Source organism: Pseudomonas syringae (assembly GCF_002157375.1).
Taxonomy (GTDB): Bacteria; Pseudomonadota; Gammaproteobacteria; order Pseudomonadales; family Pseudomonadaceae; genus Aquipseudomonas; species Aquipseudomonas syringae_T.
Genome location: NZ_MTSA01000013.1, coordinates 148985 through 163533, shown reverse-complemented (window position 1 = coordinate 163533; position 14549 = coordinate 148985). Strand labels below are relative to the sequence as shown.

The following is a 14549-nucleotide window of genomic DNA, read 5'->3' as shown; positions in this document are numbered from 1 at the left end:
CGGGAGAAACCGTGGTTTAAGTTTCAGGTACAGCATTTGGAATGCTGCCTTGAACTGCTATGGAGCTTTATCTATGCGAACCACTCTTTTCAGCGCTCTGGTCTTTGCCTTGTTGACCACTACCTCGGTTGCGGTCAACGCTGCACAGGTGTCCCCGCCGCCCACTCAAAGCGCAGCGCCAGCTGTCGTCCATGAGCCACGTAGCGACCGGGTCAATCTCAACACGGCTGACGCCGAAACCCTCCAAAAGCAACTGGCAGGTATTGGCAAGAACAAGGCCGATGCCATAGTGGCTTACAGAGACGCTAACGGCGCATTCACGTCGGTTGATGAACTGATTGAAGTGAAAGGCATTGGCAAAGCCCTGCTGGACAAGAACCGCGACAAGTTGTCCATTGACTGAGGAATGGCAACGTTGAAAAGAAACAGGCCGATCACTGATCGGCCTGTTTTTAATACAGCGTTCAAAGGGAAATGTAATCCAGAGAAAACCTCCTTTCTTCAGCGTATCAATTTGCGGTTTTTCTTATCTCCTGTTTGAGAAAGTCCCGTGTCTCGTCAAGGATGCGTTTCGACAACTCGTCGTTGAAAGCGCTGCGTGCCAGCACCAGGCCACCTACCAGAGTAGACAATATCGGCAGGCTTCTGGATTCGTGGCCGGAGGGCGCTTTGTCGAACAGCTCCAGCAGATGAAGAATGATCTTGTCTGTCACCTCGCTGGGTTGGTCGCGATGCCCCAGTTCCAGACACATGCTCGGTAGCGGGCATCCGCCATCCGGCGCGTCGCGACTATCTAGGGAAAGGTAGAGATCAATGAATTCACTGAGCGAGTCCTGCCTGGCGAAAACTTCGCTGGTGATTCCCTTTACCTCGTCGAGGGCGTGATTCAATGCCTGTTCGACCAGATCATCCTTGGATTTGAAATGCGCGTAAAAACCGCCATGGGTCAAGCCTAGTGCTTTCATCAAAGGTTGTAAGCCCGTAGCACCAATGCCGTCGCGTCGAAAGCGCATGGACGCTTCCTTGACGATGCGTTGGTGGGTTTGGGCCTTATGATCGAGCGCGTAACGCATGCGCTGAGTCTCCAAAGATGACCAATGTGTCAGGGCATTTATACATGGATAGGTGAATCGATGCAGCAGGCTTTCGCGGGTTGTGCGTGCCCGGATCATGGTTATGCGAACTGGTACCCGTCTTTGCAGGGCAGTGAGGGTCAGTCCCGGCCCGGCAAACCTCGCGTGTCGGCCTGCTGGACGATAGCTTTTTCTGTATGAAAAACAATCTATTAGGAGCCCGTTGACCCCCCTTTGTCATGAGAACTGTCCTACAAGTCTTTGACTTCTGTCGGCAATCCCGGAGAATCTGCCCCGCTGTTTTCGAGGGAGACGCTGAACTGCCCGCTTTTTCGACGCGTTTCCCTTTTTGATAAACCGGCCACGGAGAGTCGACCGGATGAATGATCAGGCAAATGGCGTCGTAGAACGTCTGGATGTAGCTCCCGAGAGCATCGCCGCTTGGAATCGCAATGACACCACCTGGATGCTCGGATTGTTCGGCACCGCGATTGGCGCCGGTACGCTGTTCTTGCCCATCAACGCAGGCATTGGCGGTTTCTGGCCTCTGATGGCGTTGGCGCTGCTGGCGTTTCCGATGACCTTCTACGCGCACCGAGGCCTGACCCGTTTCGTGCTGTCCGGTCGCGAAGGCGCTGATATCACCGAGGTGGTCGAGCAACATTTCGGCAAAAGCGCCGGGGCGATGATCACCTTGCTGTACTTCTTTGCAATCTTTCCGATTCTGCTGATCTACAGCGTTGCGCTCACCAACACGGTAGGCAGTTTTCTCGAGCACCAGTTGCACATAGCGCCGCCCCCACGCGCTGTGCTGGCCTTTGTGCTGATCATGGGCTTGCTGGCAGTGGTGCGGTGTGGCGAGCGATTCATCGTCAAGGCCATGAGCCTGATGGTCTATCCGTTCATTGTCGCCTTGCTGTTCCTTGCGGTATTCCTGATTCCGCACTGGACCGGCGGCATCCTGAGCACCGCAACCACCTTGCCTGAGCCGTCGGCATTTCTGCCTACCTTATGGCTGGCGATTCCGGTGATGGTGTTTTCCTTCAACCACACGCCGATCATCTCCGCTTTTGCGGTAGACCAGAAGCGTCAGTACGGCGAGAACGCCGAGGTGCGCAGTTCGCAGATTCTGGCCCGCGCGCATGGTTTGATGGTGGTGATGGTGCTGTTCTTCGTGTTCAGTTGCGTGCTGACGCTTTCGCCAGCTCAACTCGCTGAAGCCAAGGCACAGAACATTTCGATCCTGTCCTACCTGGCCAATCACTTCAATAATCCGACCATCGCCTTTGTCGCGCCGCTGATTGCGTTCGTGGCCATCTCCAAGTCGTTCCTCGGGCATTACATCGGAGCCAGCGAAGGCCTGAAGGGGCTGGTCGTGAAAGCCGGCCGTCGTCCTGCACCGAAGGTGCTGGACCGGATGACAGCGGTATTCATGCTGGTGGTGTGCTGGCTGGTGGCAACGCTCAATCCGAGCATTCTGGGGATGATCGAAACCCTGGGTGGGCCGGTCATTTCAGCGTTGCTGTTCCTGATGCCGATGTATGCGATCTACAAAGTACCAGCCATGCGCAAATATGCAGGCGCGTGGTCCAACTACTTTGTGATTGGCGCCGGTCTGGTGGCTATCTCAGCGTTGATCTTTTCGCTGACACGCTGACCCCTGTGAGCTGCGCCGGTGTGCCGGTGCAGCTCACAGTCAGGCTTTACGGTGTGCAGTCAATCCACCGGTTCAGGGTACAACGGCCTGGACAGGTGCATGATGCTTGCGTAGTCGTAAACGTACTGCCGTCCCGCATGACTGGTCGAACGCAGTTGGTCGATCAGTTGTCGCTCTTTCTTGTTCAGGTATCTCAACGCCGGATCTTGACTGGACTTCAGGCGATCACGTTCATGGGCGTCAGGAAAAGCGATGACGTTCGTCATGAAAAATCTCCTTGGGTTTTAGTCCTTGTTTGCTTTGATGTAGCCCCGGTTGCGGTGGTTGTAGCGACGGGTCACCTTACCCATAAAAAGTCGGCGTGATCAACCCTGTAGATGGCGGCTGTGTCACAACGTTTGTGTGATCTCGTAAGATTGTCCGCTGCCATTGATGACAATCTGTACGGCATCTTCTTCGAATCTGCCCAGCAGGCTTTGCCCAAGCGGCGCCCGTGCGGTAATCACCGTGATCAATTGGTCGCCCGCGCTGACCTTCAGGCCCGCCGCATCAGGCCCCAGGAAAAGCGCCTGGGTCTGTCCACCCTGAGCTTCGACAATCACCAGATCACCGGTCTGAATGCCCCGTGATTCATCGAACGGTTTGAGCGACCAGTTTCGATAGAGCGCCAGCGACTGGCGTATTTCCTCGACCCGTCGCGCCTGGCCTGCTGCCAGATAAGAAGCCTCCAGCCCCAGCGTGTCGTATTTGTTTTCGGCGATGTTTTCTTCGTGAGTGGCCGTTTCGTAAGCGGTCTGGGCCGCCCGCTGTGCAACATCCAGATCGATTTCCAGTTTATCGATGATCAGTTGCAACACGTCCTGCTTGTTCATGATTTATCCACAGTATTGATTGATGCTCGCCCGACTTTTCTCACTGGGCGCCGTGCGATCCTGCTGTAACCAGAAATCGCATTTGGAGCGGCTGAACGTACGCTGCTGTTGTTCCTGGGCCTGCTCTCGGGCCTGTCGGGCCTCGCTTTCGCGCAGGCTTTGCTCGTACTTGCGAAACATTTCAGTGTCGGGCTCGGACACCGTTGCTTTCGCTGGCGGCCTGGAGAGCTGTGTGGCGGCATTTTCCAGTGCCTGGCTTTGCGCGGGCGGCAAGCTCTTGACGTACAGCAGGCCCGTGAGGAACACGGCCATTGCACCCAGCCAGATGCCCAGCGCAATACAGACAATCAACTTCAACGACACGTACAGGTCGCGACGGCGGGGTGTGGCTGGCATGGCTGAACTCCTTTCAGGGCAACAGGTGCAATTGTGCCACGCCTGACGGCGGTGCATGAACATCGTGCTGTGCGTTCCCTGGACTGTACGAAAAGTGGCTGCGCTCGCCGGTTTTTCTTGCAGAGCCTGGTTGCCAGGCTGGTCGCAACAGGCCGTTCTGAACGACAATCAGCTTTTTACCCTCCAGCTTCAGGGAGCAGGATGAAAGCCTCTTGGGACATTTTCTGCAGCGTAGTCGACAACTACGGTGACGCAGGCGTGACCTGGCGTCTGGCGCGTCAATTGGTTGCCGAACATGGGTTGCAGGTTCGTTTATGGACGGATGATCTGTCGGCGTTCGCTCGTCTGTGCCCGGATGCCGATCCGGCTGCTGTACAGCAACGGCACGAGGGTGTCAGCGTCTGTCAGTGGCCGGTGCAATGGACAGACACCGTCGTTCCTGACGCTGTGATCGAAGCCTTCGCCTGTCGATTGCCGCCGTTGTACACCGAAGCGATGCTGCAACGCTCGCCAAGGCCGCTGTGGGTGAACCTTGATTACCTGAGTGCCGAAGAATGGGTGTCCGGGTGTCATGGCCTGCCGTCACCGCAATCGAACGGGCTGAAGAAGTTCTTTTTCTTTCCTGGTTTTTCCGATGCCACAGGCGGTTTGCTGCGCGAACGGGGTCTTGTCGAAAGGCGTCAGGCCTTTCAGTGTGATGAGGTCGCACAACGAGTGTTTCTTCGGGGATTGGGCATCGAGCCACTGGACGATGCCCGGCTGGTGTCGGTGTTTGCCTATGAAAACCCGGGGTTGGGCAGTTGGCTTGACGTGCTGGCCAACGACGAGCGGCCTACACACATGCTGGTGCCGGACGGGCGCATCCTCGGGGACTTGCAGCGTTGGCTGGGCAGTGAATTGTCGGTCGGCATGACCCGGACAAGAGGCGCGTTGACGGTGCAGGTCTTGCCGTTCGTCAGTCAGGCGCAGTATGACCTGCTGTTATGGAGCTGCGATTTCAACGTCGTGCGTGGCGAGGACTCGTTCGTGCGTGCGCAATGGGCGGGGCGCCCGATGCTCTGGCACATCTATCAGCAGGAGGACGATGCGCATCTGCCCAAGCTTGAGGCTTTTCTGGCGCTCTATGTGGATGGGCTTACACCGCCTGCCGGGCAAGCTTTAAGCCGGCTTTGGCAGGGTTGGAGCGTCGGCGGGAATATTGCCGAGGACTGGAAAGCATTGATGATGCATTGGCCGGAAATCGAAAGGCACGCCGAACGCTGGTGCCTGCAACACGCCGCACGGACTGATCTTGCCACGGCGCTGGTGCAGTTTTATGGAAATTCGCTATGATACGCGGCCTTGATATCAGGCTCTGTACGAAAAGTGCCTGTGCAGGCTATTTCTCGTACAGAGCCTTTGGTTAATTCATCCAAATTCGGATATATGCAATGAAAACTGGTAAAGAGCTGAAACCCGGTACTGTGATCCGTCTCGAAAACGATCCTTGGCTGGTTCAGAAAGCTGAATTCACCAAGTCTGGTCGTAACAGCGCGATCATGAAAACCAAGCTGAAAAACCTGCTGACCGGTTACAAGACCGAGATCGTTTACAGCGCTGACGACAAACTGGACGACGTGATCCTGGATCGCAAGGAAGCCACGCTGTCGTTCATCAGCGGTGACACCTACACGTTCATGGACACCACTGACTACACCATGTACGAGCTGAACGCTGAAGACCTTGAAAGCGTTCTGCCATTCGTTGAAGAAGGCATGACCGACGTCTGCGAAGCCGTGTTCTTCGAAGAGCGTCTGGTTTCCGTAGAGCTGCCGACCACCATCGTGCGTCAGGTTGACTACACCGAAGGTTCTGCGCGCGGCGACACCTCGGGCAAGGTCATGAAACCTGCCAAACTGAAAAACGGTACCGAGCTGAGCGTTGCTGATTTCATCGAGATCGGCGACATGATCGAAATCGATACCCGTGAAGGCGGTTCCTACAAAGGCCGTGCAAAATAAGCATGCTTTTGTAACCCCGTTACGCAAAAAACCCGCATCGCTGCGGGTTTTTTTATGCCTGGAATCCAGACGGATCGTTTGTACTCAGGCTTCGAACAGATTCACACCGTTACATGCAGGCGTACGTCAACGTTGCCACGGGTGGCGTTGGAGTAAGGGCAGACCTGATGCGCTGCTTCGACCAGTTGCTGAGCGTCGGCCTGTTCCAGACCTGGCAGGCTGACATGCAGGTCGATGTCCAGACCGAAACCGCCGGGGATCTGACCGATGCCCACGTGAGCGGTGATCGCGGTGTCTGCCGGGATGCTGCGCTTGTTCTGACCCGCCACGAATTTGAGTGCGCCGATGAAACAGGCGGAGTAGCCCGCAGCGAACAGCTGTTCAGGGTTGGTGGCTTCGCCGCCTGCGCCGCCGAGTGCCTTCGGGGTCGCCAGCTTCACGTCCAGAATCTTGTCGCTGGAAACAGCACGACCATCACGGCCGCCGGTGGCGGTTGCAACTGCGGTGTAAAGCGTGTCCATAGTATTTCCTCGGCTCATGAAATGGTTTTTGTATGCAATATACTTGCGCGCAAACTAATTACACGGCAAAGGTAATCTTCAATTGCTTAGCGCGCAAGTTAAATTTCACGAGAGGTGAGGCGCTGGGGTCGGCCCGGTTTACAGGCTTTGGTGCAGGTGGCCACGCAAGTCCAGCAGTTGATCTTGCAGCTCGCGAAGCTTGTCCATGGTCAGGCCGCTGGTCGAGAGGATGCAGCCGGGCACGGTCAGTGCCTTGTGCTGTAATGCTCGACCTTGTTCGGTCAGGTGCAGCAACACCACACGCTCGTCTTCCTTGCTGCGGGTGCGGCTGATGAAGCCTTCGCCTTCCAGGCGCTTGAGCAACGGTGTCAGCGAGCCAGGATCGGTCAGCAGGCGTGTGCTGACATCGCCTACGGTCAAGCCATCTTTTTCCCACAGCACCATCATGGCGAGGTATTGCGGATAAGTGAGGCCCAATGCCTGAAGCAAGGGTTTGTAGACCTTGGTCATCATCAGCGAGGTGGAGTAGAGGGCGAAACACAATTGGTTATCCAGCAGCAACGAGTCGCAATCCGCGGATTCAAGGTGGGTCGGGCTCTTGTCTGCACTCATGTCGGATCCTCGTACTCGGTGAAACGAGTTTAACTCAGTGTTGCGCTGTTAACGCGACGGATAATTTCCATGCCTGCAAGGCTGGCGGCAATGCCATCATGCGCTGCATGTGAAAAAACAGACATTACCGGCTGTTGATCGCGGGCAGGACTGCGTAGCATTTGGCCATTGGATGGTTGGGGATGCAGTGTGATTGAAATTGTGATGTTCGTGTTGTTGGGTGCTGCAATGGGCACCCTGGGTGGCTTGTTCGGGATTGGCGGCGGTCTGGTGGCGATTCCGGCATTGGGGGTGCTGTTCGGGCTGGATCAGCAACTGGCTCAGGGCACCGCACTGTTGATGGTGCTGCCCAATGTGTTGCTCGCGTTGTGGCGCTACAACCAGCGTAACCGGATCTTGCTGCGCAATGCGCTGATGCTGATTATCCCCAGTTTCTTTCTGGCTTGGCTCACGTCGCTGCTGGCCGTGCGGATAGACCCTCAAGGCATGCGCCTGGGTTTTATCGCGTTTCTGGTGGTCCTGACAGTGTTCAACGTCGCGCAGATGTACTGGCGCAGCAATCAGGCCGGCACCGGGCTGCGTCATGAAAAGTGGTTGTGGTTGCTGGGCGTCGGCTCCGGTATAACCGGCGGCTTGTTCGGTGTGGGCGGAGGTGTGGTAGCGACCCCCGTTCTGACCAGTGTGTTCGGCGCAACGCAGGTGGTGGCGCAAGGACTGGCGCTGTCGCTTGCAGCCCCGAGCACCGGGATCACGCTGGTCACCTACGCGCTGCACGATCACGTCAACTGGTCGATGGGCATTCCGCTGGCCATTGGCGGCCTGGCCAGTATCAGTTGGGGCGTCAAGCTGGCGCACGCCTTGCCGGAGCGAACGCTGCGGCTGATGTTCTGCGTGTTTCTGGTGCTGTGTGCGGTGATTCTCGCGCTCAAAGTCTGAACCCGTCGACGATGTAGTCGGCCATGCATTCGGTAATGGGCGAGGGCGTTTTCGGATTGCGCAGCAGCACGATGCTGGCGGTGGGCAGTTGCGGCAATTGTTCGGCCTCACCCAGGATGCGCAAATCTGGCGTCACCAGACTTTGCAACTGCGCGGTGACGGCCAGACCGGCGCTCACCACTGCGGTGATGGCCGCCATGCTGGAGCTGCTGTAGGCGATGCGGTAATCGCGCTCCACGCTGTCCAGCGCGTTACAGGCCCAGTCACGACAAAAACAATGGGTATTGAACATCGCCAGCGGTATCGGATTCTGCTCGTGAGGGGCAAAGCCGACAGCTTCTATCCAGACCAGACGTTCCTGGCGCAACAGTGTGCCGATTTCGGTGCCGGGCTTGCGCGTCACGATGGTCAGGTCCAGGTCGTGACGCTGCAACAGCAGGTCCGAAGGCTCGCAATGCACCTCCACCTGCACCAGCGGGTAAGCCTGAGCGAACTGCGACAGAATGCCGGGCAGAAAGCGCATCACGTAATCGTCGGGTGAGCCGATTTTCACCACGCCCACCATGTGCGGCTCGCGCAGCGTGTTGAACACTTCGCTGTGCAGCTTGAGGATGCGCCGTGCGTAGCCGAGCAATACTTGACCCTCGGCCGTCAGGTTCAGTGTACGGCCATCACGCTGGAACAACTGGCGTTGCACGACATCTTCTTCCAGACGCTTCATCTGCATGCTGACCGCCGACTGCGTGCGATTGACCGCTTCGCCTGCGCGGGTGAATCCGCCGTGATCGGCAATTGCCACGAACGTGCGCAGCAGCTCGGTATCGATGCCCGGATAGTTGGCCAATACATCAATCTCCCAGATGGACTGCATAAGAAACATTCGTTGGATTGATCCTACTCTTGGCGCGAGACTTTAGTCATCCCACTTGGAGGGCAAGATGATGAAAGGTCAGGAAAGTTGTGTACTGGTTGCAAGGCCTGCCGGGCATTCGCGGATTGCCAAATCGCTGATCGCGTTCAAACGGCCTATTCAGCGTTGGTGGGAGCTGCATCGCCAACGCCGCTTTCTGGCACAGATGAGCGACGGGATGCTGAAGGATCTGGGCTTGAGTCGGGCCGACATTCAGCAGGGCCTTTCTGGGACGACCCGCTCAAGCGCTGAGCGGGCTGTTGAAGCGGTCTGCTCTGATTAGCGCCTGACCTGTTTCAGGGTTTCGGCAATCAGAAACGCCAGCTCCAGTGACTGGTCGGCGTTCATGCGGGGGTCGCAATGCGTGTGATAGCGATCCGACAGGCCATCTTCAGTGATCGGGCGAGCGCCGCCGATGCATTCGGTGACGTTCTGGCCGGTCATCTCGATGTGGATGCCGCCAGCGTAGGTGCCTTCGGCCTCATGCACCTGAAAGAACTGCTTCACTTCGCCGAGGATCTGCGCAAAGTCGCGGGTCTTGTAGCCGCTGCTGGCCTTGATGGTGTTGCCGTGCATCGGGTCGGAGCTCCACAGCACCTTGCGACCCTCGCGTTCGACGGCGCGAATCAGTTGCGGCAGGTGATCGCCGACCTTGTTGGCGCCCATGCGCGCAATCAGGTTCAACCGTCCCGGGTCGTTATCCGGGTTGAGGATGTCGATCAGACGGATCAGGTCGTCCGTGTTCATGCTTGGGCCGACTTTCACGCCAATCGGGTTGTTCACCCCACGCAAGAACTCAACGTGTGCGCCGTCCAGTTGCCGGGTGCGGTCGCCGATCCACAGCATGTGCGCCGAGCAGTCGTAATAATCATTGGTCAGGCTGTCGCGCCGCACGAAGGCTTCTTCGTAATTGAGCAGCAACGCCTCGTGAGCGGTGAAAAAGCTGGTTTCGCGCAGTTGCGGTGAACTGTCCATTCCACACGCGCGCATGAACGCCAGGGTTTCGTCGATACGATCCGCCAACTGGCTGTACTTGTCGGCCAGTGCCGAGTTGGCGATGAAGTCCAGGTTCCACTTATGCACCTGATGCAGGTCGGCGAACCCGCCCTGAGCGAAGGCGCGCAGCAGGTTCAGGGTCGCAGTGGACTGGTTATAGGCCTGGAGCAGACGTTCCGGGTCCGGGACACGGCTTTTTTCGTCGAAACCGATGCCGTTGACGATGTCGCCCCTATACGCCGGGAAGGTCACGCCGTCGATGGTTTCATCGTTGGCTGAACGCGGTTTGGCGAATTGCCCGGCCATGCGCCCGACCTTGACCACCGGGCAGCCTGCGGCGAAGGTCATGACGATTGCCATCTGCAGCAGCACCTTGAAGGTGTCGCGAATCTTGGCCGCAGAGAACTCCATGAAACTTTCTGCGCAATCGCCGCCCTGCAACAGGAACGCCCGGCCTTGAGTGACCTCGGCAAACTGGCGGCGCAACTCTCGGGCTTCGCCTGCGAACACCAGCGGCGGGTAGCTGGCCAGCGTCTGCTCGACCTTCAACAGATGCGCGGTGTCAGGGTAGTGAGGTTGCTGCTGAATCGGCATTGCCCGCCAGCTGTCGGGGCTCCAGGGTTGGCTCATTATTGGCTCTTGATTGCGCAATCGGACCGGCATGTTAGCAGTTCGTTGTGGCGCTGCCAGCGTGGCGCAGACCACCGGACGGGAGTTGCGGCTTGCAAAGTGTGACAAAACAGCGCGCTTGCCCGACAATTCGCGTTTTGCGCTCGGCGCAGCCAGGACCAGGAACGGTGATGACGGAAGAGCGTGAGCGCGTAGAACGACTGCTGGCCGAGGTCCACGACGACTTCGGCATGATCCGCGTGCTGGAAGTGGAGGATTACCGCTTCCTCGAGTTCGGCGATGCGATTGAACAGAGTTGCACTTTTACTGCTGACCCGAGCTGGCTGGAGTACGACTACACCCGAGCGATGTTGATCGGCGCCTTGTGCCACGACGCGCCTGAAAGCGCGTTGTTTCTGGGGCTGGGAGCCGGGACGCTGACCCAGGCCTGCATGAAGTTTCTGCCGCTGGAAGACGTGGAGGTCATCGAGCTGCGTCCGGATGTGCCACGGCTCGCAATGGAATTCATGGGGCTTGATGATGACCCGCGTCTTTACATCCGGATCGGCGATGCGCTGGACCTGCTGGGCAGCGCCGAGCCTGCCGACCTGATTTTTGTCGACCTCTACACCGACGTCGGGCCTGGCGTGGGGCATCTGGCCTGGAATTTCCTGCAAGGCTGTCAGCAACGCCTCACACCCGGCGGCTGGCTGATCATCAATCAGTGGGCGACCGACGATGGCAAACCGCTAGGCGCTGCGCTGCTGCGCGGCCTGTACCACCGCCATTACTGGGAGCTGCCGGTGAAGGAGGGCAACGTCATTCTGATTGTGCCCGCCGATCTGGATCAGACGCTTGATATCGAAGCGCTGAGCGTGCGCGCCGAAGCCCTTGCGCCACGTCTGGGGTACTCGCTGGCGCCGTTGATCCGGGCGGTTCGTTCGGCGACCTGAGCGGGCAGGGCATGCGTGAGTCAGGCCGAAATCAGGGTGAGACAATTCGCCACACCTCGCAGGGCGCGATACCGGTCATCTGCAGGAATAGATTAAACGTTTAAGCGGTAATGCCCGTAATCTCGGGACCGCGCCCTGGCCAAGTCGTGTTCCGGCGATGTCTGATGCCTGCTTTTACGCCGGCAGAGTGCGATGTTTCATAAAAAAAGACTCACTCAGGTGCGTATTTCCGGTATAGTGCGCGCCGGCCTTAACACGGCCCTCGTCGAGGTATTGCAGTTCCCCGAAGCCAGCTTCGGTCGCTTGTTCGCATAGCGGACTAGCCTGGACGATCCATTCATCAAACGTTTTCGCAAATCCCCGCCGACAAAGCAGCCAGGGTGACCTCAAGGTCGTACACGGCACGCGCAGCTTTGAAGCATGGGTCTTTGCGGATGCACTAGAGGCAGACCCATGACCCAGGAAATCGGCGGCTTCGCCGCTCTCGAACTTCATCCCAATATCGTTGCAGCTGTCGTCGCCACTGGCTACGAAGAGCCTTCGGCCATTCAGCAGCAGTCGATCCCGATTATTCTCGCCGGTCACGACATGATTGGTCAGGCGCAAACCGGTACGGGTAAAACCGCCGCGTTCGCACTGCCTATCCTGCATCGTATTGACCCGAGCAAGCGCGAGCCGCAAGCACTTATCCTGGCCCCGACCCGCGAGCTGGCACTTCAGGTTGCCACCGCGTTCGAGACCTACGCAAAACAAATGCCGGGCGTGACCGTTGTAGCGGTCTACGGCGGCGCGCCAATGGGCCCTCAGCTCAAGGCCATCCGCAATGGCGCACAGATCGTTGTCGCCACCCCGGGCCGTCTCTGCGACCACCTGCGTCGCGACGAGAAAGTCCTGGCGACCGTGAACCATCTGGTTCTCGACGAAGCGGACGAAATGCTCAAACTGGGCTTCATGGACGACCTCGAAGTCATCTTCAAGGCCATGCCTGAAACCCGCCAGACCGTACTGTTCTCGGCCACCTTGCCACAGTCGATCCGTGCCATCGCCGAACGCCACCTGCGCGATCCGAAGCACGTCAAGATCCAGACCAAGACCCAGACCGTTACCGCGATCGAGCAGGCTCACCTGCTGGTTCACGCTGACCAGAAGACCTCGGCTGTATTGAGCCTGCTGGAAGTCGAAGATTTCGACGCGCTGATCATGTTCGTCCGCACCAAGCAGGCGACCCTTGATCTGGCCAGCGCCCTTGAAGCCAAAGGCTACAAGGCTGCTGCACTGAACGGCGACATCGCCCAGAACCAGCGTGAGCGCGTCATCGAATCCCTCAAGGATGGCCGTCTGGACATCGTTGTGGCGACTGACGTTGCTGCCCGTGGTCTTGACGTTCCGCGTATCACCCACGTTTTCAACGTGGACATGCCTTACGATCCGGAATCCTACGTTCACCGTATCGGCCGTACCGGCCGTGCAGGTCGCGAAGGTCGTGCATTGCTGCTGGTAACGCCTCGCGAGCGCCGCATGCTGCAAGTGATCGAGCGTGTCACCGGTCAGAAGGTTGCGGAAGTCCGCCTGCCGGATGCCCAGGCCGTTCTGGATGCCCGCATCAAGAAACTGACCAACAGCCTGTCGCCGCTGGTTGCTGACGCCGAGTCGACTCATGGTGATCTGCTGGATCGCCTGACTGCCGACATCGGTTGCAGCCCTCGCGCCCTTGCTGCCGCACTGCTGCGCAAGGCTACCAACGGTCAGGCACTGACCCTGGCAGCCATCGAACGCGAGCGTCCACTGGTTCCGAACAACGCCCCTCGTGGTGATCGTCCAGAGCGCAGCAGCAGTGATCGTGGTGACCGTCCTGAGCGTGAGCGTCGTGCGCCGGTTCCGTTGGCCGAAGGTCGTGCCCGTTGCCGTACCGCGCTGGGTGCGCGTGACGGTATCGCCGCCAAGAACCTGCTGGGTGCCATCCTCAACGAAGGCGGCCTGGCCCGCGAAGCCATCGGCCGTATCCAGGTCCGTGACAGCTTCAGCCTGGTCGAGCTGCCGGAAGATGGTCTTGAGCGTCTGTTGACCAAGCTCAAGGACACCCGCGTTGCCGGCAAGCAGCTCAAGCTGCGTCGCTATCGCGAAGACTGATCGGCTCTTGAGCTGATCGGCCAATAAAAAATCCCCGACTGGTTCGGGGATTTTTTTGTTCCGGATTCAGGGCGGCGGCCCTTGTCGGGGTCAGTCGAACCGATAGATGTCCATCCCGAGTGCGCCCATCGTGAAGCCCTGATAGGCAATGCTGAACACGCCGCCTGCGCCACGAGCAAAGTACAGTGGCAGCAGGTGTTCGTCGCTCGGGTGGGCGTGTGCGGCGTGGGGAGCGAGGCTGCGGTAGTGGTGCAGGGCGTCTTCATCGTCGCGCTGCAGTGCGTCGATCATCCAGCTGCGAAAGCGCTCGGCCCAAGGCTCGGACTTTTCTGGCCCTGCGTTCCAGTCCAGATCGCGCAGGTTATGCGTGATGCTGCCTGAGCCAATGATCAGTACGCCCTGTTCGCGCAAGCTGGCCAGTGCCCGGCCCACACGAGTCTGTAATTCCGGTCCCTGGCGGCTGGGCAGCGAAACCTGCACCACCGGAATATCGGCGTCCGGGTACATCAGCGACAACGGCACCCATACGCCGTGGTCGAACGGACGTCTGCTGTCGATGCGTGCGGGCAGGTCGCTGGCGGCAAGCAGATCAACCATCGTGCGCGTCAATTCCGGCAGCCCTTGCGCCGGGTACTGCACTGCAAACAATTCGGCTGGAAAGCCGCCGAAGTCATGCCATGTCTCCGGCTGAGGGTTGCCGTTTACGGTAAGCTCATGGCTTTCCCAGTGGGCCGATACCATGACGATGGCGCGAGGCCTGGGCATGCTGGCTGCCAACTGCGCCAGGGCAGGGCCGCTCTCGCCCGGCTCCAGTGCCAGCATGGGAGAGCCGTGGGAAATAAACAGGCTGGGAAACATTCCGAAGCTCCAGAACATGAGAATGA

At 58.5% G+C, this 14549-nt stretch carries 16 protein-coding genes and 1 pseudogene; 8 read left to right on the top strand and 9 right to left on the bottom strand.

Features of this window, described 5'->3' with window-relative positions:
- The first annotated feature begins 73 nt into the window (after positions 1–73).
- A complete protein-coding gene (locus BW686_RS17920) occupies positions 74–403 on the top strand; it encodes a ComEA family DNA-binding protein (protein WP_084918863.1) in 330 nt (109 codons plus the stop codon).
- A gap of 106 nt (positions 404–509) precedes the next feature.
- Here the strand turns inward: BW686_RS17920 and BW686_RS17915 are convergent, their stop codons facing one another.
- Positions 510–1073, bottom strand: a complete 564-nt coding sequence (locus tag BW686_RS17915) for a TetR/AcrR family transcriptional regulator (RefSeq protein ID WP_084918862.1) — start codon at positions 1071–1073, stop codon at positions 510–512.
- A gap of 379 nt (positions 1074–1452) precedes the next feature.
- Between BW686_RS17915 and BW686_RS17910 the strand changes: the two genes are divergently transcribed.
- A complete protein-coding gene (locus tag BW686_RS17910) occupies positions 1453–2730 on the top strand; it encodes an aromatic amino acid transport family protein (protein ID WP_084918861.1) in 1278 nt (425 codons plus the stop codon).
- A 59-nt stretch (positions 2731–2789) separates the two neighbouring features.
- On the opposite strand, the gene BW686_RS17905 is transcribed toward BW686_RS17910, so the two are convergent.
- The 3 genes from BW686_RS17905 to BW686_RS17895 form a co-directional block, all read right to left on the bottom strand.
- Entirely contained in the window at positions 2790–2996 is a 207-nt protein-coding gene (locus BW686_RS17905; RefSeq protein WP_002554553.1) for a hypothetical protein, read from the bottom strand.
- Between the two features lie 123 nt (positions 2997–3119).
- Entirely contained in the window at positions 3120–3602 is a 483-nt protein-coding gene (locus BW686_RS17900) for a GreA/GreB family elongation factor (RefSeq protein WP_084918860.1), read from the bottom strand.
- 3 nt (positions 3603–3605) lie between these two features.
- Entirely contained in the window at positions 3606–3998 is a 393-nt protein-coding gene (locus BW686_RS17895; RefSeq protein ID WP_084918859.1) for a hypothetical protein, read from the bottom strand.
- A 201-nt stretch (positions 3999–4199) separates the two neighbouring features.
- Between BW686_RS17895 and earP the strand changes: the two genes are divergently transcribed.
- Together earP and BW686_RS17885 are read left to right on the top strand one after the other, a co-directional pair.
- On the top strand, positions 4200–5330 hold the full coding sequence (gene earP / locus BW686_RS17890; RefSeq protein WP_084918858.1) for an elongation factor P maturation arginine rhamnosyltransferase EarP: 1131 nt from the start codon (positions 4200–4202) through the stop codon (positions 5328–5330).
- A 98-nt stretch (positions 5331–5428) separates the two neighbouring features.
- Positions 5429–5998, top strand: a complete 570-nt coding sequence (locus tag BW686_RS17885; RefSeq protein ID WP_084918857.1) for an elongation factor P — start codon at positions 5429–5431, stop codon at positions 5996–5998.
- Positions 5999–6099: 101 nt separating this feature from the next.
- Here BW686_RS17885 and BW686_RS17880 read toward each other — a convergent pair whose 3' ends face one another.
- Together BW686_RS17880 and BW686_RS17875 are read right to left on the bottom strand one after the other, a co-directional pair.
- Positions 6100–6519 carry an organic hydroperoxide resistance protein gene (locus BW686_RS17880; protein ID WP_084918856.1) on the bottom strand — a complete coding sequence of 140 codons (420 nt, stop codon included), beginning with the start codon at positions 6517–6519 and terminating at the stop codon, positions 6100–6102.
- A gap of 138 nt (positions 6520–6657) precedes the next feature.
- Complete coding sequence (locus tag BW686_RS17875; protein ID WP_084918855.1) at positions 6658–7131, bottom strand: MarR family winged helix-turn-helix transcriptional regulator; 474 nt, start codon at positions 7129–7131, stop codon at positions 6658–6660.
- A gap of 189 nt (positions 7132–7320) precedes the next feature.
- Between BW686_RS17875 and BW686_RS17870 the strand changes: the two genes are divergently transcribed.
- On the top strand, positions 7321–8067 hold the full coding sequence (locus BW686_RS17870) for a sulfite exporter TauE/SafE family protein (RefSeq protein WP_179149302.1): 747 nt from the start codon (positions 7321–7323) through the stop codon (positions 8065–8067).
- On the opposite strand, the gene BW686_RS17865 is transcribed toward BW686_RS17870, so the two are convergent.
- The gene (locus BW686_RS17865; RefSeq protein WP_179149304.1) at positions 8057–8911 is read right to left on the bottom strand and encodes a LysR substrate-binding domain-containing protein; all 855 of its coding nucleotides are present in this window, start codon (positions 8909–8911) and stop codon (positions 8057–8059) included. The two genes, BW686_RS17870 and BW686_RS17865, sit on opposite strands and share 11 nt — an antisense overlap.
- 94 nt (positions 8912–9005) lie before the next feature.
- Here BW686_RS17865 and BW686_RS17860 point away from each other — a divergent pair.
- Positions 9006–9229, top strand: a pseudogene (locus BW686_RS17860) (DUF1127 domain-containing protein).
- A 27-nt stretch (positions 9230–9256) separates the two neighbouring features.
- Here the strand turns inward: BW686_RS17860 and BW686_RS17855 are convergent.
- The gene (locus BW686_RS17855) at positions 9257–10603 is read right to left on the bottom strand and encodes a class II 3-deoxy-7-phosphoheptulonate synthase (RefSeq protein WP_084918852.1); all 1347 of its coding nucleotides are present in this window, start codon (positions 10601–10603) and stop codon (positions 9257–9259) included.
- A 170-nt stretch (positions 10604–10773) separates the two neighbouring features.
- Between BW686_RS17855 and BW686_RS17850 the strand changes: the two genes are divergently transcribed.
- Both BW686_RS17850 and BW686_RS17845 read left to right on the top strand, forming a co-directional pair.
- Positions 10774–11535 carry a spermidine synthase gene (locus BW686_RS17850; protein ID WP_084918851.1) on the top strand — a complete coding sequence of 254 codons (762 nt, stop codon included), beginning with the start codon at positions 10774–10776 and terminating at the stop codon, positions 11533–11535.
- A 420-nt stretch (positions 11536–11955) separates the two neighbouring features.
- The gene (locus BW686_RS17845; RefSeq protein WP_179149301.1) at positions 11956–13665 is read left to right on the top strand and encodes a DEAD/DEAH box helicase; all 1710 of its coding nucleotides are present in this window, start codon (positions 11956–11958) and stop codon (positions 13663–13665) included.
- A 90-nt stretch (positions 13666–13755) separates the two neighbouring features.
- Here the strand turns inward: BW686_RS17845 and BW686_RS17840 are convergent, their stop codons facing one another.
- A complete protein-coding gene (locus tag BW686_RS17840; RefSeq protein ID WP_084918849.1) occupies positions 13756–14523 on the bottom strand; it encodes a DODA-type extradiol aromatic ring-opening family dioxygenase in 768 nt (255 codons plus the stop codon).
- Positions 14524–14549 lie beyond the last annotated feature (26 nt).

Bases quoted from the DNA above. Each gene is read 5' to 3' on its own strand.
- BW686_RS17885 (WP_084918857.1), top strand. From the start codon at position 5,429: ATGAAAACTGGTAAAGAGCTGAAACCCGGTACTGTGATCCGTCTCGAA.
- BW686_RS17905 (WP_002554553.1), bottom strand. From the start codon at position 2,996: ATGACGAACGTCATCGCTTTTCCTGACGCCCATGAACGTGATCGCCTG.
- BW686_RS17845 (WP_179149301.1), top strand. From the start codon at position 11,956: ATGGGTCTTTGCGGATGCACTAGAGGCAGACCCATGACCCAGGAAATC.
- BW686_RS17900 (WP_084918860.1), bottom strand. From the start codon at position 3,602: ATGAACAAGCAGGACGTGTTGCAACTGATCATCGATAAACTGGAAATC.
- BW686_RS17915 (WP_084918862.1), bottom strand. From the start codon at position 1,073: ATGCGTTACGCGCTCGATCATAAGGCCCAAACCCACCAACGCATCGTC.
- BW686_RS17880 (WP_084918856.1), bottom strand. From the start codon at position 6,519: ATGGACACGCTTTACACCGCAGTTGCAACCGCCACCGGCGGCCGTGAT.
- BW686_RS17840 (WP_084918849.1), bottom strand. From the start codon at position 14,523: ATGTTTCCCAGCCTGTTTATTTCCCACGGCTCTCCCATGCTGGCACTG.
- BW686_RS17850 (WP_084918851.1), top strand. From the start codon at position 10,774: ATGACGGAAGAGCGTGAGCGCGTAGAACGACTGCTGGCCGAGGTCCAC.
- earP (WP_084918858.1), top strand. From the start codon at position 4,200: ATGAAAGCCTCTTGGGACATTTTCTGCAGCGTAGTCGACAACTACGGT.
- BW686_RS17895 (WP_084918859.1), bottom strand. From the start codon at position 3,998: ATGCCAGCCACACCCCGCCGTCGCGACCTGTACGTGTCGTTGAAGTTG.
- BW686_RS17910 (WP_084918861.1), top strand. From the start codon at position 1,453: ATGAATGATCAGGCAAATGGCGTCGTAGAACGTCTGGATGTAGCTCCC.
- BW686_RS17875 (WP_084918855.1), bottom strand. From the start codon at position 7,131: ATGAGTGCAGACAAGAGCCCGACCCACCTTGAATCCGCGGATTGCGAC.
- BW686_RS17920 (WP_084918863.1), top strand. From the start codon at position 74: ATGCGAACCACTCTTTTCAGCGCTCTGGTCTTTGCCTTGTTGACCACT.
- BW686_RS17855 (WP_084918852.1), bottom strand. From the start codon at position 10,603: ATGAGCCAACCCTGGAGCCCCGACAGCTGGCGGGCAATGCCGATTCAG.